A 19,554-nucleotide genomic window follows, 5' to 3' on the forward strand; every position below is an offset into this window, starting at 1 on the left:
GGTGTGTTGGACCTGTTTCGGCCGTCGCGGGCGACCCGGCATGATGAGACCACACACGGTGTGGAAAGGACGTCGATGGCGATCAACCCCGACTACCTGGGACGGGTGTACGAACTCCCCGAGCCCTACGAGGTGACCCGCGTCAAGATCCGCGAGTTCGCGGACGCGATCTGTGACCCCAACCCCCTCTACCGCGACCCCGACCGTGCCCGGGAGGCCGGGTACGCCGACGTCATCGCACCGCCCACCTTCCCCATCATCCTGGGCATGGAGGGTGCCGGACAGGCCGTCGCCGACCCCGAGCTCGGCCTGGACTTCTCCCGGGTGGTCCACGGGGACCAGCGGTTCCGCTACAGCCGTCCCCTCCAGGCCGGGGACCGGGTGACCTGCCGGACCACGATCACCGGCATCAAGGCGCTGGGCGGCAACGAGATGCTGACCCTGGACAGCGACATCGCCACCGTCTCCGGAGAGCACGTCGTCACCTCGGTCAACATGCTCGTCGTGCGCGGTGCCGAACCGGCCGGGAAGTGAGTGAGGAGCAGCCCAGATGACCACTGTCCGCTACGCCGACGTCGAGGTGGGCACCGAGCTGCCCGAGCAGACCTACCGGGTGCGCCGCAGCGACCTGGTCCGCTACGCCGGAGCCTCCGGCGACTTCAACCCGATCCACTGGAGCGACCGGGTCGCCCGCGAGGTGGGCCTGCCCGGCGTGATCGCGCACGGCATGTTCACCATGGCCCAGGCCGGCCGCCTGATCACCGACTGGGTCGGCGACCCCGGCGCGATCGTGGAGTACGGGGTCCGCTTCTCCGCCCCCGTGGTCGTCCCCGACGACGACAAGGGGACCGAGCTCGTGGTCGGCGGGACCGTCACCAAGAAGCTCGACGACAACCAGGTCGTCGTCACCATCACGGCCCGCTGCGCCGGAGCCAAGGTCCTGGCGCGCTCCACCGCCGTGGTACGCCTGGCCTGACCGTCCCGGTTCCCGCGCCGCTGCGGCGCGGGAACGTCTCCGTTCCCACCCGCCGAAAGGTGCCACCGTGTCCACCGCTCCCGCCCGCAACGTGCCGCTCGCCGAGTACACCACTCTCGGGCTCGGCGGTCCCGCGGCGCTCTTCCAGCCCGTGGCCACCACGGAGGAACTGATCGAGGCCGTCCGCGAGGCCGACCGCGCCGGCAGCCCGCTGCTGGTCCTGGGCGGCGGCAGCAACCTGGTCGTCGCGGACGAGGGGTTCCCGGGCACGGTCGTCCACGTCGACTCCTCCGGCCTCTCCTCCGCCGAGGTCGGCGACGACACCGTGCGGGTGCGGGCGGACGCCGGGGTCGAGTGGGACGCGTTCGTCGCGCGCTGCGTGGACGAGGGCCTGTCCGGCGTCGAGTGCCTCTCCGGCATCCCCGGCCGGGTCGGCTCCACGCCCATCCAGAACGTCGGCGCCTACGGCCAGGAGGTCAGCCAGACCATCGCCGAGGTCACGGTCTACGACCGGGAGGAGGGCCGCACCCGGGTCCTGGCGGCCGCCGAGTGCGGCTTCGCCTACCGCGACAGCGTCTTCAAGGGCCGCAACCGCTACGTGGTGTGCGAGGTGGTCTTCGAGCTGACCCGCGCCAAGCTGAGCCGCCCGATCCGCTACGCCGAACTCGCCCGCACCCTGGGAGTGGCCCAGGGCGACCGCGTGCCGCTGGCCGACGCCCGCGAGGCCGTGCTGGCCCTGCGCCGCGGCAAGGGCATGGTCGTCGACCCGGCCGACCCCGACAGCCGCAGCGCCGGGTCCTTCTTCACCAACCCGATCCTGTCCGCCGACGAGTTCGCCGAGTTCACCCGGCGGGTCGAGGAGCGGCTCGGCCCCGGGACCGCCCCGCCCGCCTACCCGGACGCGGACGGCCGGGTGAAGACCTCGGCGGCCTGGCTGATCGAGCACGCCGGCTTCCCCAAGGGGTACGGCACGGGACCGGCGCGCATCTCCACCAAGCACACCCTCGCGCTGACCAACCGGGGCGGCGCCACCACCGCCGACCTGCTGGCCCTGGCCCGCGAGGTGCGCGCGGGCGTGGCCCGGGCCTTCGGGATCACCCTGGTGAACGAGCCCGTCATGGTGGGCGTCACCCTCTGACCGAAGAGCGCCCGCGCCGCGGCGGCCCCGGCCGCGCGGCGCGGGCGCCGTGCCTCCCGGAGCTTTCCGGAAGAATTCCGTCGCGGCCCCCGCAACAGAAAAATAAGGCGGACCGAACTTTTTTATTGGCTTCGGGTCCGTTCGGAAATCGCCATTCCCATGAATTGCGAATCCGTATTCCCTTCACTACGGTGGAAGCCGTCGAAGGGGAGTAGTCCTCAATCCGTGTGATCGACACGCTGGTCCCTGCGCAGCACGGACCCGGTCGCACGAGCCGGTGCGAACGCCAGGCGGACGAGACCTTCGACCCGGTCGCAGGCATCCGGGTCGAAGAGCGTCGTCCGCTTTTCCGATGCCCGGACAAAGAACGAGAGGCAGGGAATTCGATGGCGTTTGCCGGGCTGGTCGGGGTGAGCGCGGGAGCCGTTCTCGTCGCCGAAATGGGGGACAAGACCCAATTGGTGGCGATGTCGCTGGCCAGCCGCTATCGGGTGCGGACCGTGCTGCTCGGCAGCGCCCTGGCCACGGTGGTCATCCACGGGATCAGCGTGCTGCTGGCCGAGGTCCTGGGCCTGGCACTGCCCGCCGACTGGCTCTCCCTCGGCGCCGGGCTCGCCTTCCTCGGCTTCGGCGCCTGGACGCTGCGCGGCGACGAGCTCACCGAGGCCGACGAGGAGCGCGCCGCGACCCGGCGCGCCGGATCGGCGCTGCTGACCGTGGCCACGATCTTCTTCCTCGCCGAGCTCGGCGACAAGACCATGTTCACCACCATCGCCGTCGGCGCGGACCACGCCGGGACGCCCCTGTCCTGGCTGGCGGTGTGGATCGGCTCCACCCTGGGCATGGTCGCGGCCGACGCCCTGGGGATCGCTCTGGGCATGCTGCTGGGCAAGAAGCTGCCCGAGAAGGCCATCCGGATCGGCGCGGCCGTGGTGTTCTTCCTCGCCGGTCTGGCCATGACCTGGCAGGGGCTCAGCGCGCTGCTGTTCTGAACGCGCTCAGCGCGCCGCGGACGGGCTCGACGGAACCGGGGTCACCCCGTCGGCTCCGGAGCGGCCAGCCAGGCGTCCACGCCCGCCAGCATCTCCTTCTTCCGCTCCTCCGGGGCGCCCGAGGAACGGATGGACATCCGGGCCAGCTCGGCCAGCTCCGGGTCGGAGAAGCCGAACACCTCGCGGGCGATCTCGTACTGCTCGGCCAGGCGGGAGCCGAAGAGCAGCGGGTCGTCGGCGCCCAGCGCGATCGGCACCCCCGCGTCGAACAGTCGGCGCAGCGGGACCTGGTCGAGGCGGTCCACCACGCCCAGGCCCACGTTGGAGGTGGGGCACACCTCCAGGGTCACCTCCTGGGCGGCCAGGCGGTCCACCAGGGCGCGGTCCTCGACGGCGCGCACCCCGTGCCCGATGCGGTCGGCCGCCAGCAGGTCCAGGCACTCCTGGACGCTGCGCGGCCCGCTCAGCTCCCCGCCGTGCGGGGCCGACAGCAGCCCGGCGCGGCGCGCGATCCGGAAGGCGCCCTCGAAGTCCAGCGCCCGCCCCCGCCGCTCGTCGTTGTTCAGCCCGAACGACACCACGCCGCGGCCCGCGTACTGCACGGCCAGCCGGGCCAGCGTCTTGGCGTCCAGCGGGTGCTTGGTCCGGTTGGCGGCCACCATCACGCCGATGCCCACCCCGGTGGCCCGCTCCGCCGCCTGCGCGGCGTCCAGCACCAGTTCCAGCGTCGCGGTCAGGCCGCCGAACCGCGACGCGTAGCCGCTGGGGTCCACCTGGATCTCCAGCCATCCCGCGCCGGCCGCGCGCTCGTCCTCGGCGGTCTCCAGCAGCAGCCGGTACAGGTCGTCGGGGGTCCGCAGCACCGACCGGGCGATGTCGTAGAGCCGCTGGAACCGGAACCAGCCCCGCTCGTCGGTGGCCCGCAGCTTCGGCGGCCACTCCTCGACCAGCGCGTGGGGCAGGTGCACTCCGCGCTCGGCGGCCAGCTCCACGAGGGTGGCGTGCCGCATCGAGCCGGTGAAGTGCAGGTGCAGATGGGCTTTGGGAAGTTGGTCGATCGGACGTCTCATGACACAAGGGTGCCGCAAAGTGACGTCCGGTGCCGCCCGTTGGGACAGAGAGGCCGCCCGCCGCCGGGAAAGGCGACGGGCGGCCCGCGGGACACGGCGGCCGGGTGCTCCGCGGGCCCGCCGCGGAGCACCCGGCGCGGGTCACTCGGCCTCGCTCAGCAGCTTGGCGATGCGCCCCACGCCCTCGGCCAGGTCGGCGTCGCCCAGCGCGTAGGACAGCCGCAGGTAGCCCTGGGTGCCGAACGCCTCGCCCGGGACCACCGCCACCTCCGCGTGCTCCAGGATCAGCTCGGCCAGTTCGCCGGAGGTCTGCGGACGCCTGCCGCGGATCTCCTTGCCGAGGAGCTCCTTGACCGACGGGTAGGCGTAGAACGCGCCCTGCGGTTCGGGGCACAGCACCCCGGGGATCTCGTTGAGCATGCGCACGATGGTCTGCCGACGGCGGTCGAACGCCTTCTTCATCTCCGCCACCGCGGACAGGTCGCCGGAGACCGCGGCCAGCGCCGCGGCCTGCGCGACGTTGGCGACGTTGGAGGTGGCGTGCGATTGCAGGTTGGTCGCGGCCTTGATCACGTCCGTGGGGCCGATGATCCAGCCGACCCGCCAGCCGGTCATCGCGTAGGTCTTGGCCACCCCGTTGACCACCACGGTGCGGTCGGCCAGCTCGGGGACCTCGACGGGCAGCGAGGAGAACGTGGCGTCGCCGTAGACCAGGTGCTCGTAGATCTCGTCGGTGAGCACCCACAGGCCGTTCTCGGCCGCCCAGCGGCCGATCTCGCGGACCTTCTCGGGCGGGTACACCGCGCCCGTCGGGTTGGACGGCGAGACGAACACCAGCAGCTTGGTGCGCTCGGTGCGGGCCGCCTCCAGTTGCTCCACGGAGGCCAGGTAGCCGGTGGACTCGTCGGTGACCACGAAGACCGGGACGCCGCCGGCGAGCTTGATCGACTCCGGGTAGGTGGTCCAGTACGGCGCGACCACGATGACCTCGTCGCCCGGGTCGAGCAGCGCAGCGAACGCCTCGTAGATGGCCTGCTTGCCGCCGTTGGTGACCAGGACCTGGTTCGGCTCCACCCGGTAGCCGGAGTCGCGCAGCGTCTTGGCCGCGATGGCCTCCCTGAGCTCGGGCAGGCCCCCGGCCGGGGTGTAGCGGTGGAAGCGGGGCTCGCGGCAGGCGGCCACCGCGGCCTCCACGATGTAGTCGGGCGTGGGGAAGTCGGGCTCCCCGGCTCCGAATCCGATGACGGGACGTCCCGCGGCCTTCATGGCCTTGGCCTTGGCGTCCACCGCCAGGGTCGCCGATTCGGAGATGCCGCCGATGCGTGCGGAGATACGAGGTCGGTCAGTCATGCCCCCATCGTTCCATGCGCCCTCGGAGGGCTTCACGGGCCGGTCGGCCCGTGTGGCGCGACGGAGAGCACGAGTCGTCACGATTTGTGACATTGGTGTTACCAACAATGGCGAAATCGGAGTTGGTTCCGGGCACGGAGTTGGCATAGACTCTGGCAACCGATGGCCGGTTCGCAGCGGGCGGCGGCGCACCGTCGTGGTCACTCTGTTCGATCACCGGTTATCGTGTAAGCAGGCACAGCCAAGGGCAGTGGCTCAATTGGTAGAGCACCGGTCTCCAAAACCGGCGGTTGGGGGTTCGAGTCCCTCCTGCCCTGCAAGTGAGACTCTGAGAGCAGAGTGTCCCGATCCCTAAGGACCTGAGGTGACACAGACTGACACGGACGCCAAGCCCGGAGAGCGGAAGCGTCGTACCGGTCCGGTGACCTTCACCAAGCAGGTTGTCGCCGAACTCCGTAAGGTTCGCTGGCCAACCCAGCGCGAACTCGTCACCTACACCATCGTGGTCATCGTGTTCGTGTTGGCCATGATCGGCTACGTCTCCCTCGTGAACTTCGGCTTCGGGGAAGGTGTCACCTGGCTCTACGGCCTGGTGGGCCCTGAGGCCTGATTCAGCGACCCGAGGTCGGCACGGTCGGACATGGTCTCATCGCCTCCGGTGAGACCATAAGCTGACAGTGCTGGCCTCTTGTGTTTTCAGAAGCCAGCAGTGAGCGCTTATCCGACGAGAGAAAGAGCAGCCGTGTCCGAGTCCCCACTGACCTCTGACGACCTCCCCAACGAGGATCGGGATCAGTCGTCGGCGGAAGAGACCGGTCCGCGTGCCGAGCAGGCGGAAGCTGCTGAGGTTGCCGACGAGGTCGCCCGGGAGAGCCACGCCTCCGAGGACCAGGCTCCCGAGCTCGACCCGGTCGAGGAATTCAAGGCCGAACTCCGGTTGCTGCCCGGCGAGTGGTACGTCGTGCACACCTACGCGGGCTACGAGAACCGGGTGAAGGCCAACCTCGAGAGCCGCACCCAGTCCCTCAACATGGAGGACTACATCTTCCAGGTCGAGGTGCCCACGCAGGAGGTCACGGAGGTCAAGAGCGGCAAGCGGCAGCAGGTCACCGAGAAGGTCCTGCCCGGCTATGTGCTGGTCCGTATGGAGCTCACCGACGAGTCCTGGGCGGCCGTCCGCAACACGCCCGGTGTCACCGGTTTCGTGGGCCTGTCCAACCGTCCCGCTCCGCTGAGCCTCCAGGAGGTCGCGGACCTGCTGGCGCCCGAGCCCGAGGCCGAGGAGGAGCAGGCCAGGAAGAAGGAGGCCGAGCCCCGCGGCGACGTCGAGTACGAGGTCGGCGAGTCCGTCACCGTCATGGACGGTCCCTTCGCCACGCTGCCCGCCACGGTCAGCGAGATCAACCCCGACACCCAGAAGCTCAAGGTGCTGGTGTCGATCTTCGGCCGTGAGACCCCGGTCGAACTGGCGTTCAACCAGGTCTCCAAGATCTGACCGTTGGCTTAGACTTGACGGGTCCGCCTCGGCGGACCCGTCGTGCCCCGTTCCGCGGGGCCCGCGCGGCCGGAACGGTCCCGACGGCCGCGCACGCCCCCGTCTCCCGGGGGTGCTCCGATCTCCGGCTGCCCGTACACCGGGCGGCCGTGTGTCCCGTCACGGACGCGGACCCGGGGCCACGATCAATCGCGATTCAGACAAGGACCCGAAATGCCTCCGAAGAAGAAGCTCGCGGCTCTGGTGAAAGTCCAGCTTCCCGCTGGCCAGGCCACCCCGGCGCCGCCCGTCGGTACCGCGCTCGGTCCGCACGGTGTCAACATCATGGACTTCTGCAAGCAGTACAACGCTGCGACGGAGTCCCAGCGCGGCAGCATCATCCCCGTAGAGATCTCCATCTACGAGGACCGCACCTTCAGCTTCATCACCAAGACGCCTCCGGCGCCGACGCTGATCCTCAAGGCCGCCGGCCTGGAGAAGGGCTCCACCAACCCGAGCCGCTCCGTCGCCGGTTCCATCACCCGCGACCAGGTCCGCGAGATCGCGCAGACCAAGCTGCCCGACCTGAACACCGACGACCTGGACGCCGCCGAGAAGATCATCGCCGGCACCGCCCGCTCCATGGGCATCGAGGTCAAGTAGTCGGACACGCCGTCCGGGCGGTCCTCTTCCCCTTTTCTCTCCGTGGCAGGGTCAGGCGCTGGCCCACACCACAAACCTTTCGCTAGGAGTACTCGTGAAGCGCAGCAAGGGCTACCGCAAAGCGGCTGAGCAGATCGACCGCGACCGGCTCTACACGCCGGCCGAGGCCGTCCAGTTGGTCAAGCAGACCAGCCCCGTCAAGTTCGACGCGACCGTCGAGGTCGCCCTGCGTCTGGGCGTCGACCCGCGCAAGGCCGACCAGATGGTGCGCGGCACCGTCAACCTGCCGCACGGCACCGGCAAGGCCGCTCGGGTCCTGGTCTTCGCCACCGGTGAGCGTGCCGAGCAGGCGCGGGCCGCGGGCGCCGACTACGTGGGCGACGACGACCTGGTCGAGCGGATCCAGCAGGGATTCCTGGACTTCGACGCTGTGGTGGCCACGCCTGACCTGATGGGCAAGATCGGCCGTCTCGGCCGCGTCCTCGGCCCCCGCGGCCTCATGCCCAACCCGAAGACCGGCACGGTCACCATGGACGTCGCCAAGGCCGTCTCCGACATCAAGGGCGGCAAGATCGAGTTCCGGGTGGACCGCCACGGCAACCTCCACTTCATCATCGGCAAGGTCTCCTTCGACGCCGAGAAGCTGGTGGAGAACTACACCGCCGCCCTGGAGGAGGTCCTGCGCCTCAAGCCCTCCGCCGCCAAGGGCCGCTACATCAAGAAGGTCACCCTGACCAGCACCATGGGCCCCGGCATCCCGGTCGACCCGAACGTCGTGCGGACGGCGGCCGCCGCCTGACGACAGTGCTTCCGGGCGCCCTTCCGCCTCCGGCGGGAGGGCGCCTGCGCGTGTCGCGGGCGGTGCCGGGCGGGCCGCGGTCTCCGTTCGACGCGGTCCCGGTTATCGCCTAGCATGGAGAATTGCCGAAGACCGCTGGTCGTCACCCGTCGGGTGACCTAAGGTCCCGCACATGCCGGGCGGCCCGCGCAGGTTGCTGTGAGCTTCTGGACCCGTCGCGTGTTCCCTCGCGTCCGTGGTCCCGGGCCCCGTGCGCTTGCGCCGGGGCTTTTTCTGTCGCAACCGCGTCGCCCGCCGCACAGGGACCTCGACCAGTGTTCACCGTTGGAAGGAGTCCCATGCCGAGGCCGGATAAGGCAGCCGCGGTCGCCGAACTCAAGGAGGAATTCCAGAGTTCGAGCGGTGCCGTGCTGACCGAATACCGCGGGCTCACTGTCGCGCAGGTCACCCAACTGCGCCGCAGCCTCGGCCAGAACGCGCGTTTCCGCGTGGCGAAGAACACGCTGACCAAGATCGCGGCCAAGGAGGCCGGCCTGGAGAGCCCTGAGGTCCTCGACCTCCTCAAGGGCCCCTCCGCCATCGCCTTCGTCAAGGGCGACGTGGTGGAGGCCGCCAAGGGGCTGCGTGACTTCGCCAAGGAGAACGCGGCGCTGGTGATCAAGGGCGGTGTCATCGACGGCAAGCCGATGACGCCCGAGGAGATCATCAAGCTGGCCGATCTCGAGTCCCGTGAGGTGCTCCTCTCGAAGCTCGCCGGTGCTCTCAAGGCCAAGCAGAGCCAGGCTGCCGCCGTGTTCCAGGCGCTGCCGTCCAAGGCTGTGCGCCTTGTCCAGGCACTGGCGGACAAGCGAGCGGAGTCCCAGTAGAACCGCGGCCTTCCCGGAGACGGCGAAGGCCCCGCACATCCCGTCCGTGGCCGGCGCGGTACGCGTCGGCGTTGCAGGCTCGGTGTCGCGTCACAGGGCGCGCACGCCGGTAGAGAAAGAGAGATCGCAACCATGGCGAAGCTCAGCCACGAGGAGCTGCTCAGCGCGTTCGAGGAGATGACCCTCCTGGAGCTCTCCGAGTTCGTCAAGCTGTTCGAGGAGAAGTTCGACGTCACCGCCGCCGCCCCGGCCGCGGTCGTCGCCGCTGCCGCTCCGGGTGGCGGTGGCGGCGAGGCCGCCGCCGAGGAGGAGAAGGACGAGTTCGACGTCATCCTCGAGTCCGCCGGCGACAAGAAGATCCAGGTCATCAAGGAGGTCCGCGCCCTCACCAGCCTGGGCCTGAAGGACGCCAAGGACCTGGTCGACGGCGCCCCCAAGCCGGTGCTCGAGGGCGTCAACAAGGAGACCGCGGAGAAGGCCAAGGCCGCCCTGGAGGGTGCCGGCGCCACCGTGACCCTGAAGTAGTCCGTTCGGACCGCCGGAAAGGCGGCCGCCCCGCGGGGCGGCCGCCTTCTGCGTTGCGGCGGGGCGCAGCGGCGGAAAACGGGGGGCGTGGACGGGCGCGCGGTGGCACAGTGGTGTGGTGTCCCGGCGCGGGCGCGTACCGCGACGGCCCGCGGGGGGCGGCCGCCCCGGGTGAGCCTCCCAGAGGTCGGCCGTGGCCCGCGCAGAGGTCCGGGAACAGGCGCGACACGGGGAAACTGACGAGAAGATGAGGGTTCCTTGACGAAACTGTGAACTCCTCTTCCTTCCCCGATGTTGGTTAGCTCACACCTGCCAGGCCCTGTGTGTCCTCTCACTCTGCCGGAACTGGCCGGAATGCCCTCTCTGGGCTTGACGAATCGGCCGTCAGCAGCGATGCTGCGAGATGTCTTGGATAATCATGGGGCACACTGTTGGACAGCGGTGTAGTGTTCGGCTACACTGCCCTTTTGCGCTGCCCTTTGACGTCTCCTTGTGGAGAGCCCGTGCGCGGGCTGATCCTCATCGACCAGCTCGCTCCGCACGGCCCTCGCCGACCGTAGACCCGCCCCTGTCCGGTGGTTCTCCGGCTACGGGAGCGTCCGGCGTGCGCGCGCATCAACCGCCACAAGCCTTCGGAAGGACCCCTGTTGGCAGCCTCGCGCATCGCCTCCGCTAACGCCCTTGGTCCGAACCGCGTTTCCTTCGCCCGTATCAAGGAACCACTTGAGGTCCCGAACCTCCTCGCCCTGCAGACCGAGTCCTTCGACTGGCTGCTCGGCAACGAGAAGTGGCGTGCCCGAGTCGAAGCGGCCCGTAAAGCCGGCCGCAAGGACGTTCCGGAGCAGTCCGGCCTGGAAGAGATCTTCGAGGAGATCAGTCCGATCGAAGACTTCTCGGGCACGATGTCGCTGTCGTTCCGCGACCATCGGTTCGAGCCGCCCAAGTACTCCGAAGAGGAGTGCAAGGACAAGGACATGACCTACTCCGCCCCGATGTTCGTCACGGCGGAGTTCATCAACAACGACACCGGCGAGATCAAGAGCCAGACGGTGTTCATGGGCGACTTCCCGCTCATGACCGCCAAGGGCACCTTCATCATCAACGGCACCGAGCGCGTCGTCGTGTCGCAGCTTGTCCGTTCTCCCGGCGTGTACTTCGATCGCCAGGTCGACAAGTCCTCCGACAAGGATCTCTACGGCTGCAAGATCATCCCGTCGCGCGGGGCCTGGCTGGAGTTCGAGATCGACAAGCGCGACTTCGTCGGGGTCCGCATCGACCGCAAGCGCAAGCAGGCCGTCACCGTCCTGCTCAAGGCCCTGGGGTGGACCACCGACCAGATCCTGGAGCGCTTCGGCGAGTACGAGTCCATCCGCAACACGCTGGAGAAGGACCCCACCGCCGGCACTGATGACGCGCTGCTGGACATCTACCGCAAGCTCCGCCCGGGCGAGCCGCCCACGAAGGAGTCCGCGCAGACCCTGCTGGAGAACCTGTACTTCAACCCCAAGCGCTACGACCTCGCCAAGGTCGGCCGCTACAAGATCAACAAGAAGCTGGGGCTGGAGACCGACATCACCCAGGGCACGCTGACCGAAGAGGACATCGTCGCCACCGTCGACTACCTCGTCCGGCTGCACGCCGAGGAGAAGGAGCTGGTGCGCCCGCACGGCACCTTCCCGATCGAGGTCGACGACATCGACCACTTCGGCAACCGCCGCCTGCGCACCGTCGGCGAGCTCATCCAGAACCAGGTCCGCCTGGGTCTGGCCCGCATGGAGCGCGTCGTGCGGGAGCGCATGACCACCCAGGACGTCGAGGCCATCACGCCGCAGACCCTGATCAACATCCGTCCGGTGGTCGCCTCCATCCGGGAGTTCTTCGGCACCAGCCAGCTCTCCCAGTTCATGGACCAGACCAACCCGCTGGCCGGACTGACCCACAAGCGCCGCCTCTCGGCGCTGGGTCCGGGCGGTCTGTCCCGCGAGCGGGCGGGCTTCGAGGTCCGCGACGTGCACCCGTCGCACTACGGCCGCATGTGCCCGATCGAGACCCCCGAAGGACCGAACATCGGTCTGATCGGCTCGCTCGCGGCCTACGGCCGGATCAACTCCTTCGGCTTCGTCGAGACCCCCTACCGGAAGGTCGTCGACGGCCGGATCACCGACGAGGTGGTCTACCTCACCGCCGACGAGGAGGACCGCTACGTCATCGCCCAGGCGAACACCCCGGTCAACCCGGACGGGACCTTCGCCGAGTCCCGGGTGCTGGCGCGCCGCAAGGGCGGGGAGTTCGAGTCGGTCGCCGCCGACGAGGTCCACTACATGGACATCTCGCCGCGCCAGATGGTGTCGGTGGCCACCGCCATGATCCCGTTCCTGGAGCACGACGACGCCAACCGCGCGCTCATGGGCTCCAACATGCAGCGCCAGGCGGTCCCGCTGCTGCGCGCCGAGGCCCCGCTGGTGGGCACCGGCATGGAGTACCGCGCGGCCACCGACGCCGGGGACGTCATCCTGGCCGAGAAGAGCGGCGTCGTCGAGGACGTCACCGCCGACTACATCACCGTCCTGGCCGACGACGGCACCCGCAAGACCTACCGGGTCCACAAGTTCAAGCGCACCAACCAGGGAACCTGCTTCAACCAGCGGCCCATCGTCGACGAGGGCCAGCGGGTCGAGGCGGGCCAGGTGCTGGCCGACGGCCCCTCCACCGACCACGGTGAGATGGCGCTGGGCAAGAACCTCCTCGTGGCGTACATGTCCTGGGAGGGCCACAACTACGAGGACGCCATCGTGCTGTCCCAGCGCGTCGTCCAGGACGACGTGCTCTCCTCGATCCACATCGAGGAGCACGAGGTCGACGCCCGCGACACCAAGCTGGGGCCCGAGGAGATCACCCGCGAGATCCCCAACGTCAGCGAGGAGGTCCTCGCCGACCTGGACGAGCGCGGCATCATCCGGATCGGCGCCGAGGTCGTCGACGGCGACATCCTGGTCGGCAAGGTCACCCCCAAGGGTGAGACCGAGCTGACCCCCGAGGAGCGCCTGCTGCGCGCGATCTTCGGCGAGAAGGCGCGCGAGGTCCGCGACACCTCCCTGAAGGTGCCGCACGGCGAGTCCGGCAAGGTCATCGGCGTGCGCGTGTTCAGCCGTGAGGACGGCGACGAGCTGCCCCCCGGCGTGAACGAGCTGGTCCGCGTGTACGTGGCGCAGAAGCGCAAGATCACCGACGGCGACAAGCTCGCCGGCCGGCACGGCAACAAGGGCGTCATCGCCAAGATCCTGCCCCAGGAGGACATGCCGTTCCTGGAGGACGGCACCCCGGTCGACATCGTGCTCAACCCGCTGGGCGTGCCCGGCCGCATGAACGTCGGCCAGATCCTCGAGATCCACCTGGGCTGGCTGGCCAAACACGGCTGGAAGGTCGAGGGCGACGACGCCGAGTGGAAACGCCGACTGCGCGCCATCAACGCGCACGAGGCGCCACCGAACTCCAAGGTCGCCACCCCGGTCTTCGACGGTGTGCGCGAGGACGAGATCGGCGGTCTGCTGGCCTCCGTGCTGCCCGACGAGGACGGCGACGTCCTGGTCAACGAGTTCGGCAAGGCCCGCCTGTTCGACGGACGCACCGGTGAGCCCTTCAAGGAGCCGGTCGCGGTCGGCTACACCTACTTCCTGAAGCTGCACCACCTGGTGGACGACAAGATCCACGCCCGTTCCACCGGCCCGTACTCGATGATCACCCAGCAGCCGCTGGGCGGTAAGGCGCAGTTCGGTGGCCAGCGCTTCGGTGAGATGGAGGTGTGGGCGCTCGAGGCCTACGGTGCCGCCTACGCCCTGCAAGAGCTGCTCACCATCAAGTCCGACGACGTCACCGGCCGCGTGAAGGTCTACGAGGCGATCGTCAAGGGCGAGAACATTCCCGAGCCCGGCATCCCCGAGTCCTTCAAGGTGCTCATCAAGGAGATGCAGTCGCTCTGCCTCAACGTGGAGGTGCTCTCCAGCGACGGTATGTCGATCGAGATGCGCGACAGCGACGAGGACGTTTTCCGTGCGGCGGAAGAACTGGGTATCGACCTTGGTCGGCGCGAGCCGAGCAGTGTCGAAGAGGTCTGATTCCGCCAACCAAGAGCAGGGGACGAATTAAGTGCTCGACGTCAACTTCTTCGACGAGCTCCGCATTGGCCTCGCCACCGCTGACGACATCCGCCAGTGGTCGCACGGCGAGGTCAAGAAGCCGGAAACCATCAACTACCGGACCCTCAAGCCGGAGAAGGACGGACTCTTCTGCGAGAAGATCTTCGGTCCGACCCGGGACTGGGAGTGCTACTGCGGTAAGTACAAGCGCGTCCGCTTCAAGGGCATCATCTGCGAGCGCTGCGGTGTCGAGGTCACCCGGGCCAAGGTCCGGCGCGAGCGGATGGGCCACATCGAGCTGGCCGCGCCCGTGACCCACATCTGGTACTTCAAGGGCGTTCCCAGCCGGCTGGGATACCTGCTCGACCTGGCCCCCAAGGACCTGGAGAAGGTCATCTACTTCGCGGCCTACATGGTCACCTGGGTGGACACCGAGGCCCGCGAGCGCGACCTGCCGTCCCTGGAGGCCCGGATCTCCGTCGAACGGCAGCACCTGGAGCAGCGCCGCGACTCCGCCATCGAGGAGCGCCACCGCAAGCTCGAGGCCGACCTGGCCGAGCTGGAGGAGCAGGGCGCCAAGGGCGACGCGCGCCGCAAGGTGCGCGAGGCCGCCGAGCGCGAGATGCGGCAGATCCGCGACCGCGCCCAGCGGGAGATCGACCGCCTGGAAGAGGTCTGGAACCGCTTCAAGACCCTCAAGGTCCAGGACCTGGAGGGCGACGAGCTGCTCTACCGCGAGATGCGGGACCGCTTCGGCAAGTACTTCCGCGGCGGCATGGGCGCCCAGGCCATCAAGGAGCGGCTGGCCAACTTCGACCTGGAGGCCGAGGCCGAGAAGCTCCGCGAGATCATCCGCACCGGCAAGGGCCAGAAGAAGGCCCGCGCCCTCAAGCGGCTCAAGGTCGTCTCGGCCTTCCTCAACACCCGCAACAGCCCGATGGGCATGGTGCTCGACTGCGTCCCGGTGATCCCGCCGGACCTGCGCCCCATGGTCCAGCTCGACGGTGGCCGCTTCGCCACCTCCGACCTGAACGACCTGTACCGCCGGGTGATCAACCGGAACAACCGGCTCAAGCGGCTTCTCGACCTCGGCGCGCCCGAGATCATCGTCAACAACGAGAAGCGCATGCTCCAGGAGGCCGTCGACGCCCTGTTCGACAACGGCCGCCGCGGCCGCCCGGTCACCGGGCCGGGCAACCGTCCGCTCAAGTCGCTGTCCGACATGCTCAAGGGCAAGCAGGGACGGTTCCGCCAGAACCTGCTGGGCAAGCGCGTCGACTACTCCGGCCGTTCGGTCATCGTCGTCGGCCCGCAGCTCAAGCTGCACCAGTGCGGCCTGCCCAAGCAGATGGCGCTGGAGCTGTTCAAGCCGTTCGTGATGAAGCGCCTGGTCGACCTGAACCACGCGCAGAACATCAAGAGCGCCAAGCGCATGGTCGAGCGCTCCCGCCCGGTGGTGTGGGACGTGCTCGAAGAGGTCATCGCCGAGCACCCGGTGCTGCTCAACCGTGCGCCGACCCTGCACCGCCTGGGCATCCAGGCGTTCGAGCCGCAACTGGTCGAGGGCAAGGCCATCCAGATCCACCCGCTCGTGTGCACCGCGTTCAACGCGGACTTCGACGGTGACCAGATGGCCGTCCACCTCCCGCTGTCCGCGGAGGCGCAGGCCGAGGCGCGCATCCTGATGCTCGCCACGAACAACATCCTCAAGCCCTCCGACGGCAAGCCCGTCACCATGCCCACCCAGGACATGGTCATCGGCCTGTACTACCTGACCACCCTCAAGGAGGGCGCGAAGGGCGAGGGCCGGGCGTTCAGCAGCGTCGGCGAGGCCATCATGGCCTACGACCTGGGCCAGCTCGACCTCCAGGCGAAGATCAAGCTGCGTGTCGAGGGCGACGTCGTGCCGCCGGTGGGCTGGGAGCCCCCGGAGGGCTACCAGCCGGGCCAGCCGTACCTGCTGGAGACCACCCTCGGCCGGTACCTGTTCAACGAGACCACGCCCGAGGACTACCCGTTCGTCAACCAGCAGATGGGCAAGAAGCAGTTGTCCGCTCTGGTGACCGAACTGGCCGAGCGGTACCCCAAGGTCCAGGTGGCCACCACGCTGGACGCCCTCAAGGACGCCGGGTACCACTGGGCCACCCGCTCGGGGCTGACCATCAGCATCAGCGACGTGGTCCCGCCGCCGAACAAGAAGCGCATCCTCGACGAGTACGAGAAGCAGGCCGAGAAGATCCAGCGGCAGTACGACCGCGGTCTGATCAGCGACGAGGAGCGCCGCCAGGAGCTGACCGACATCTGGACCAAGGCGACCAACGAGGTCGCCAAGGACATGGAGGAGAACTCTCCGCCCGACAACACGGTGTGGATGATGGTCAACTCCGGTGCCCGCGGTAACCCCATGCAGGTCCGCCAGATCGCCGGTATCCGCGGCCTGGTCTCCAACACCAAGGGTGAGACGATCCCGCGTCCGATCAAGTCCTCCTACCGCGAGGGCCTGTCGGTGCTGGAGTACTTCATCTCCACCCACGGTCAGCGCAAGGGTCTGGCGGACACGGCGCTGCGCACCGCCGACTCCGGGTACCTCACCCGGCGTCTGGTGGACGTCGCCCAGGACGTCATCGTCCGCGAGGTCGACTGCGGCACCGACCGCTCCCTGTGGCAGGAGATCGGCGAGCGGCGCCCCGACGGGACCGTCGTGCGCAAGCACAACGTCGAGAACACCGGTTTCGGCCGGACGCTCGCCGAGGACGTCGTCGTCAACGGCGAGGTCATCGCGACCAAGCTGAGCGACACGACCGAGGCCCTGATCGACAAGCTGATCGCGGCGGGCGTCACCCGGGTGCGCGTGCGCAGCTCGCTGGTGTGCGAGGCCAAGGTCGGCGTGTGCAGCACCTGCTACGGCCGCTCCCTGGCCACCGGCAAGCCGGTCGACGTCGGCGAGGCCATCGGCATCATCGCCGCGCAGTCCATCGGTGAGCCCGGTACCCAGCTCACCATGCGGACCTTCCACATGGGTGGCTCCGCGGGTCAGGACATCACCCACGGTCTGCCGCGCGTCCAGGAGCTCTTCGAGGCCCGCATCCCCAAGGGTGTGGCCCCGATCAGCGAGGTAGAGGGCCGGATCCGGATTGAGGAGACGGAGAAGAGCCGTAAAATCATCCTCATCCCGGACGACGGATCCGACGAGATCGCCTACCCGGTTCCCATGCGGGCACCGCTGCTCGTCCATGACGGACAGCACGTCGAAGTCGGGCAGAAGCTCATCCAGGGTGCGGTCAACCCGCACGAGGTCCTGCGGATCCTCGGCCCGCGCGCGGTGCAGCAGCACCTCGTCTCCGAGGTCCAGGAAGTGTACAAGTCGCAGGGTGTCTCGATCCACGACAAGCACATCGAGATCATCGTGCGGCAGATGCTCAAGCGAGTGAACGTCCTGGAGTCCGGCGACACCAAGCTGCTTCCGGGAGAGATGGTCGAGCGTCCCAAGTTCGAGGCGATCAACCGTCAGGTCGTGGCCGAGGGCGGTCAGCCCGCTTCGGCCCGTCCCGTCCTCCTCGGTATCACCAAGGCCTCCCTGGCGACCGAGTCGTGGCTGTCCGCGGCCTCCTTCCAGGAGACCACCCGGGTGCTCACCGAGAACGCCATCCACGGCAAGAGCGACCCGCTGCTCGGTCTCAAGGAGAACGTCATCATCGGTAAGCTCATCCCGGCCGGTACCGGTATGCCGCAGTACCGGAACATCCGGGTCGAGCCCACCGAGGAGGCCAAGGCCTCGATGTACTCGGTGTCCTCCTACGAGGAGCCCAGCGAGTACACATTCGGTCAGGGATCGGGTGAGGCCGTTCCGCTGGAGGACTACGATTTCGGGCCCTACAACAGGTGACCCGGAAGCGACCGGTGACGTCTGGTTGAGTTGAGCAACGGCGGTAGTGCGCCTCGAAACGGGCAGCACTACCGCCGTCCGTCGTTACCGGTTGACATACTTCATTCTGGGAGAATCTGTTGAGCGCGCGAGCGCGGTCGGGAGATCAAGGACAGTGACCGAACACGGGGGAGCACCGGACCGACCAGATGGCGGACGGGAGCAGTCGCAGCCGACGACGAACTCCTGGTTCCAGCCCAGCAGAGAGCGGTACCGGACCCAGTCGGAGTACCGAGACCCCTACGAGGAGCGGCAGAACAGTACCGCGGGTGCCGGGGCCTCGGAGCAGCACAGAACACCGTCGACCCCGAGATACCCGAACAGCGGAGGGTATCCGGGACTCGGCGGCTACAGCGGAAGCGTCCCCGGCATGGCCGAGCCGTACCCTTCGGCGCTGAGCGGTCTGGGGCCGTCCGAACCTTCCAGGACGCCGGCTGCCAGCGACTACCCCTTCGACCTTCCGCCGCGCGACCTCGCTCCCTCCTACGGCGAGGACGCGGGCAGGACCGGGCAGACCCCCTCCCGAGACGACTCCGCGCAGCAGAGCGACCGACCGGGGCCCGGCCCCGCCTACGACTTCGCCTCCGGCTCCTACCGTCCGGAGGAACTGCGCGCTCCTGAGACCGGAGCCGGCAGCCGGACCCCCACCGGCGGCTCCGAGATGACCGGGTCGTTCCGCCAGGGCGCCACCTACCGGTTGGACGTTCCGGAGGAGTCGTCGACACCGGGCAGCCCGGAGTACGGCTTCGGAGCGCCGTCGTCCCCCACCGCCCCCCCGACCGGGGAGCCCTCGGCACCCCCGGCGTGGAGTTCCAACACGGGAGCCGAGCGGGGCGCCACCTACCGGTTGGACGTTCCGGAGGAGTCGTCGACACCGGGCAGCCCGGAGTACGGCTTCGGAGCGCCGTCGTCCCCCACCGCTCCCTCGACCGGAGGTTTCCCGGGAGCCGAGACGCGGCCGGAGCGCTCCGCCGACATCTGGTCCCCGAGCAGCTCGGAGAGCACCTTCCCCGGCTACTCCGCCGGAACCGGGACCTCCTACACCGCTCCCCCCGACAGCAGCGCGGCGGCGGCCGACCGGAGCCCCGGGACCGCCGACACCCAGTCCCAGCGGCGGCAGCCCGACCCCACGAGCATTTACCGTCTCCCCATCAAGGACAGCGCGCAGTCCCCGTACGACCCGAGCCGACTGGTACCGCCCTACCGGCAGCGCCCCGACGCCGACCACCCTGGCTCCGGTACGGGGAGCAGCCCCAACCCGGGCGGCACCGCTCCCGACACCGGTCACAGTCCGGTGGATCGGGAGGATTCCTGGCAGTCGCGGTCTTCGGCGGAGTCCTCGTCCGGTTCTGGCTGGGGTGAGCGTGCGGAGTCGGTGGGTCTGAGTGAGGATCCGTCGGCGACGTCCGGGTTCTCCGCGGTGGACCGGGAGGATTCCTGGAAGTCGGGTTCCTCGGCTGAGTCCTCGTTCGGTTCCGGTTGGGGTGAGCGTGAGGATCCGTCGGCGACGTCGTCGTTCGGTCCGGTGGATCGGGAGGATTCCTGGCAGTCGCGGTCTTCGGCGGAGTCTTCGTCCGGCTCTGGCTGGGGTGAGCGTGAGGATCCGTCGGCGACGTCGTCGTTCGGTGCGGTGGACCGGG

General features: G+C 68.8%; 16 protein-coding genes and 1 tRNA gene. 14 read left to right on the forward strand and 3 right to left on the reverse strand.

Annotated features, from left to right (window positions below; translation table 11 throughout):
• Positions 1–75: 75 nt before the first annotated feature.
• From AC529_RS12205 to AC529_RS12220, 4 genes are all read left to right on the forward strand, one after another.
• Positions 76–534: a MaoC family dehydratase N-terminal domain-containing protein gene (locus AC529_RS12205; protein ID WP_068756684.1), complete on the forward strand. Its 459-nt coding sequence runs from the start codon at positions 76–78 to the stop codon at positions 532–534.
• A 16-nt stretch (positions 535–550) separates the two neighbouring features.
• Positions 551–976, forward strand: a complete 426-nt coding sequence (locus AC529_RS12210) for a MaoC family dehydratase (protein ID WP_068756686.1) — start codon at positions 551–553, stop codon at positions 974–976.
• A 67-nt stretch (positions 977–1,043) separates the two neighbouring features.
• Entirely contained in the window at positions 1,044–2,114 is a 1,071-nt protein-coding gene (locus AC529_RS12215) for a UDP-N-acetylmuramate dehydrogenase (protein ID WP_068756688.1), read from the forward strand.
• Between the two features lie 386 nt (positions 2,115–2,500).
• Positions 2,501–3,106, forward strand: a complete 606-nt coding sequence (locus tag AC529_RS12220; RefSeq protein ID WP_068756690.1) for a TMEM165/GDT1 family protein — start codon at positions 2,501–2,503, stop codon at positions 3,104–3,106.
• A 41-nt stretch (positions 3,107–3,147) separates the two neighbouring features.
• Here the strand turns inward: AC529_RS12220 and AC529_RS12225 are convergent, their stop codons facing one another.
• Both AC529_RS12225 and AC529_RS12230 read right to left on the reverse strand, forming a co-directional pair.
• Positions 3,148–4,176 carry an adenosine deaminase gene (locus AC529_RS12225; RefSeq protein WP_068756692.1) on the reverse strand — a complete coding sequence of 343 codons (1,029 nt, stop codon included), beginning with the start codon at positions 4,174–4,176 and terminating at the stop codon, positions 3,148–3,150.
• A gap of 141 nt (positions 4,177–4,317) precedes the next feature.
• Entirely contained in the window at positions 4,318–5,526 is a 1,209-nt protein-coding gene (locus AC529_RS12230; protein WP_068756694.1) for a pyridoxal phosphate-dependent aminotransferase, read from the reverse strand.
• Between the two features lie 244 nt (positions 5,527–5,770).
• Here AC529_RS12230 and AC529_RS12235 point away from each other — a divergent pair.
• From AC529_RS12235 to AC529_RS12275, 9 genes are all read left to right on the forward strand, one after another.
• Positions 5,771–5,843, forward strand: a tRNA-Trp gene (locus tag AC529_RS12235).
• 47 nt (positions 5,844–5,890) lie between these two features.
• Entirely contained in the window at positions 5,891–6,136 is a 246-nt protein-coding gene (secE, locus tag AC529_RS12240) for a preprotein translocase subunit SecE (protein ID WP_068756696.1), read from the forward strand.
• A gap of 132 nt (positions 6,137–6,268) precedes the next feature.
• Positions 6,269–7,021, forward strand: a complete 753-nt coding sequence (gene nusG / locus AC529_RS12245; RefSeq protein ID WP_068756698.1) for a transcription termination/antitermination protein NusG — start codon at positions 6,269–6,271, stop codon at positions 7,019–7,021.
• A gap of 213 nt (positions 7,022–7,234) precedes the next feature.
• On the forward strand, positions 7,235–7,663 hold the full coding sequence (rplK, locus tag AC529_RS12250) for a 50S ribosomal protein L11 (RefSeq protein WP_068756700.1): 429 nt from the start codon (positions 7,235–7,237) through the stop codon (positions 7,661–7,663).
• 94 nt (positions 7,664–7,757) lie between these two features.
• Entirely contained in the window at positions 7,758–8,462 is a 705-nt protein-coding gene (gene rplA, locus AC529_RS12255) for a 50S ribosomal protein L1 (RefSeq protein ID WP_068756702.1), read from the forward strand.
• 338 nt (positions 8,463–8,800) lie between these two features.
• Complete coding sequence (gene rplJ / locus AC529_RS12260) at positions 8,801–9,328, forward strand: 50S ribosomal protein L10 (RefSeq protein WP_068756704.1); 528 nt, start codon at positions 8,801–8,803, stop codon at positions 9,326–9,328.
• Positions 9,329–9,460: 132 nt separating this feature from the next.
• Positions 9,461–9,853 (forward strand): 50S ribosomal protein L7/L12, encoded by a 393-nt coding sequence (rplL, locus tag AC529_RS12265; protein ID WP_068756706.1) that lies wholly within the window; start codon positions 9,461–9,463, stop codon positions 9,851–9,853.
• A gap of 647 nt (positions 9,854–10,500) precedes the next feature.
• Positions 10,501–13,968: a DNA-directed RNA polymerase subunit beta gene (gene rpoB / locus AC529_RS12270; protein ID WP_068756708.1), complete on the forward strand. Its 3,468-nt coding sequence runs from the start codon at positions 10,501–10,503 to the stop codon at positions 13,966–13,968.
• Between the two features lie 31 nt (positions 13,969–13,999).
• Positions 14,000–17,875 carry a DNA-directed RNA polymerase subunit beta' gene (locus tag AC529_RS12275; protein WP_068756711.1) on the forward strand — a complete coding sequence of 1,292 codons (3,876 nt, stop codon included), beginning with the start codon at positions 14,000–14,002 and terminating at the stop codon, positions 17,873–17,875.
• Positions 17,876–18,754: 879 nt separating this feature from the next.
• On the opposite strand, the gene AC529_RS20945 is transcribed toward AC529_RS12275, so the two are convergent.
• Positions 18,755–18,919, reverse strand: a complete 165-nt coding sequence (locus tag AC529_RS20945) for a hypothetical protein (RefSeq protein WP_157080194.1) — start codon at positions 18,917–18,919, stop codon at positions 18,755–18,757.
• 370 nt (positions 18,920–19,289) lie between these two features.
• Here AC529_RS20945 and AC529_RS20950 point away from each other — a divergent pair.
• Positions 19,290–19,554, forward strand: a 265-nt coding sequence (locus AC529_RS20950) for a hypothetical protein (RefSeq protein WP_232306713.1), incomplete at its 3' end; no start/stop codon positions are given.

Source organism: Thermobifida cellulosilytica TB100, from assembly GCF_001517975.1.
GTDB classification, from domain to species: domain Bacteria; phylum Actinomycetota; class Actinomycetes; order Streptosporangiales; family Streptosporangiaceae; genus Thermobifida; species Thermobifida cellulosilytica.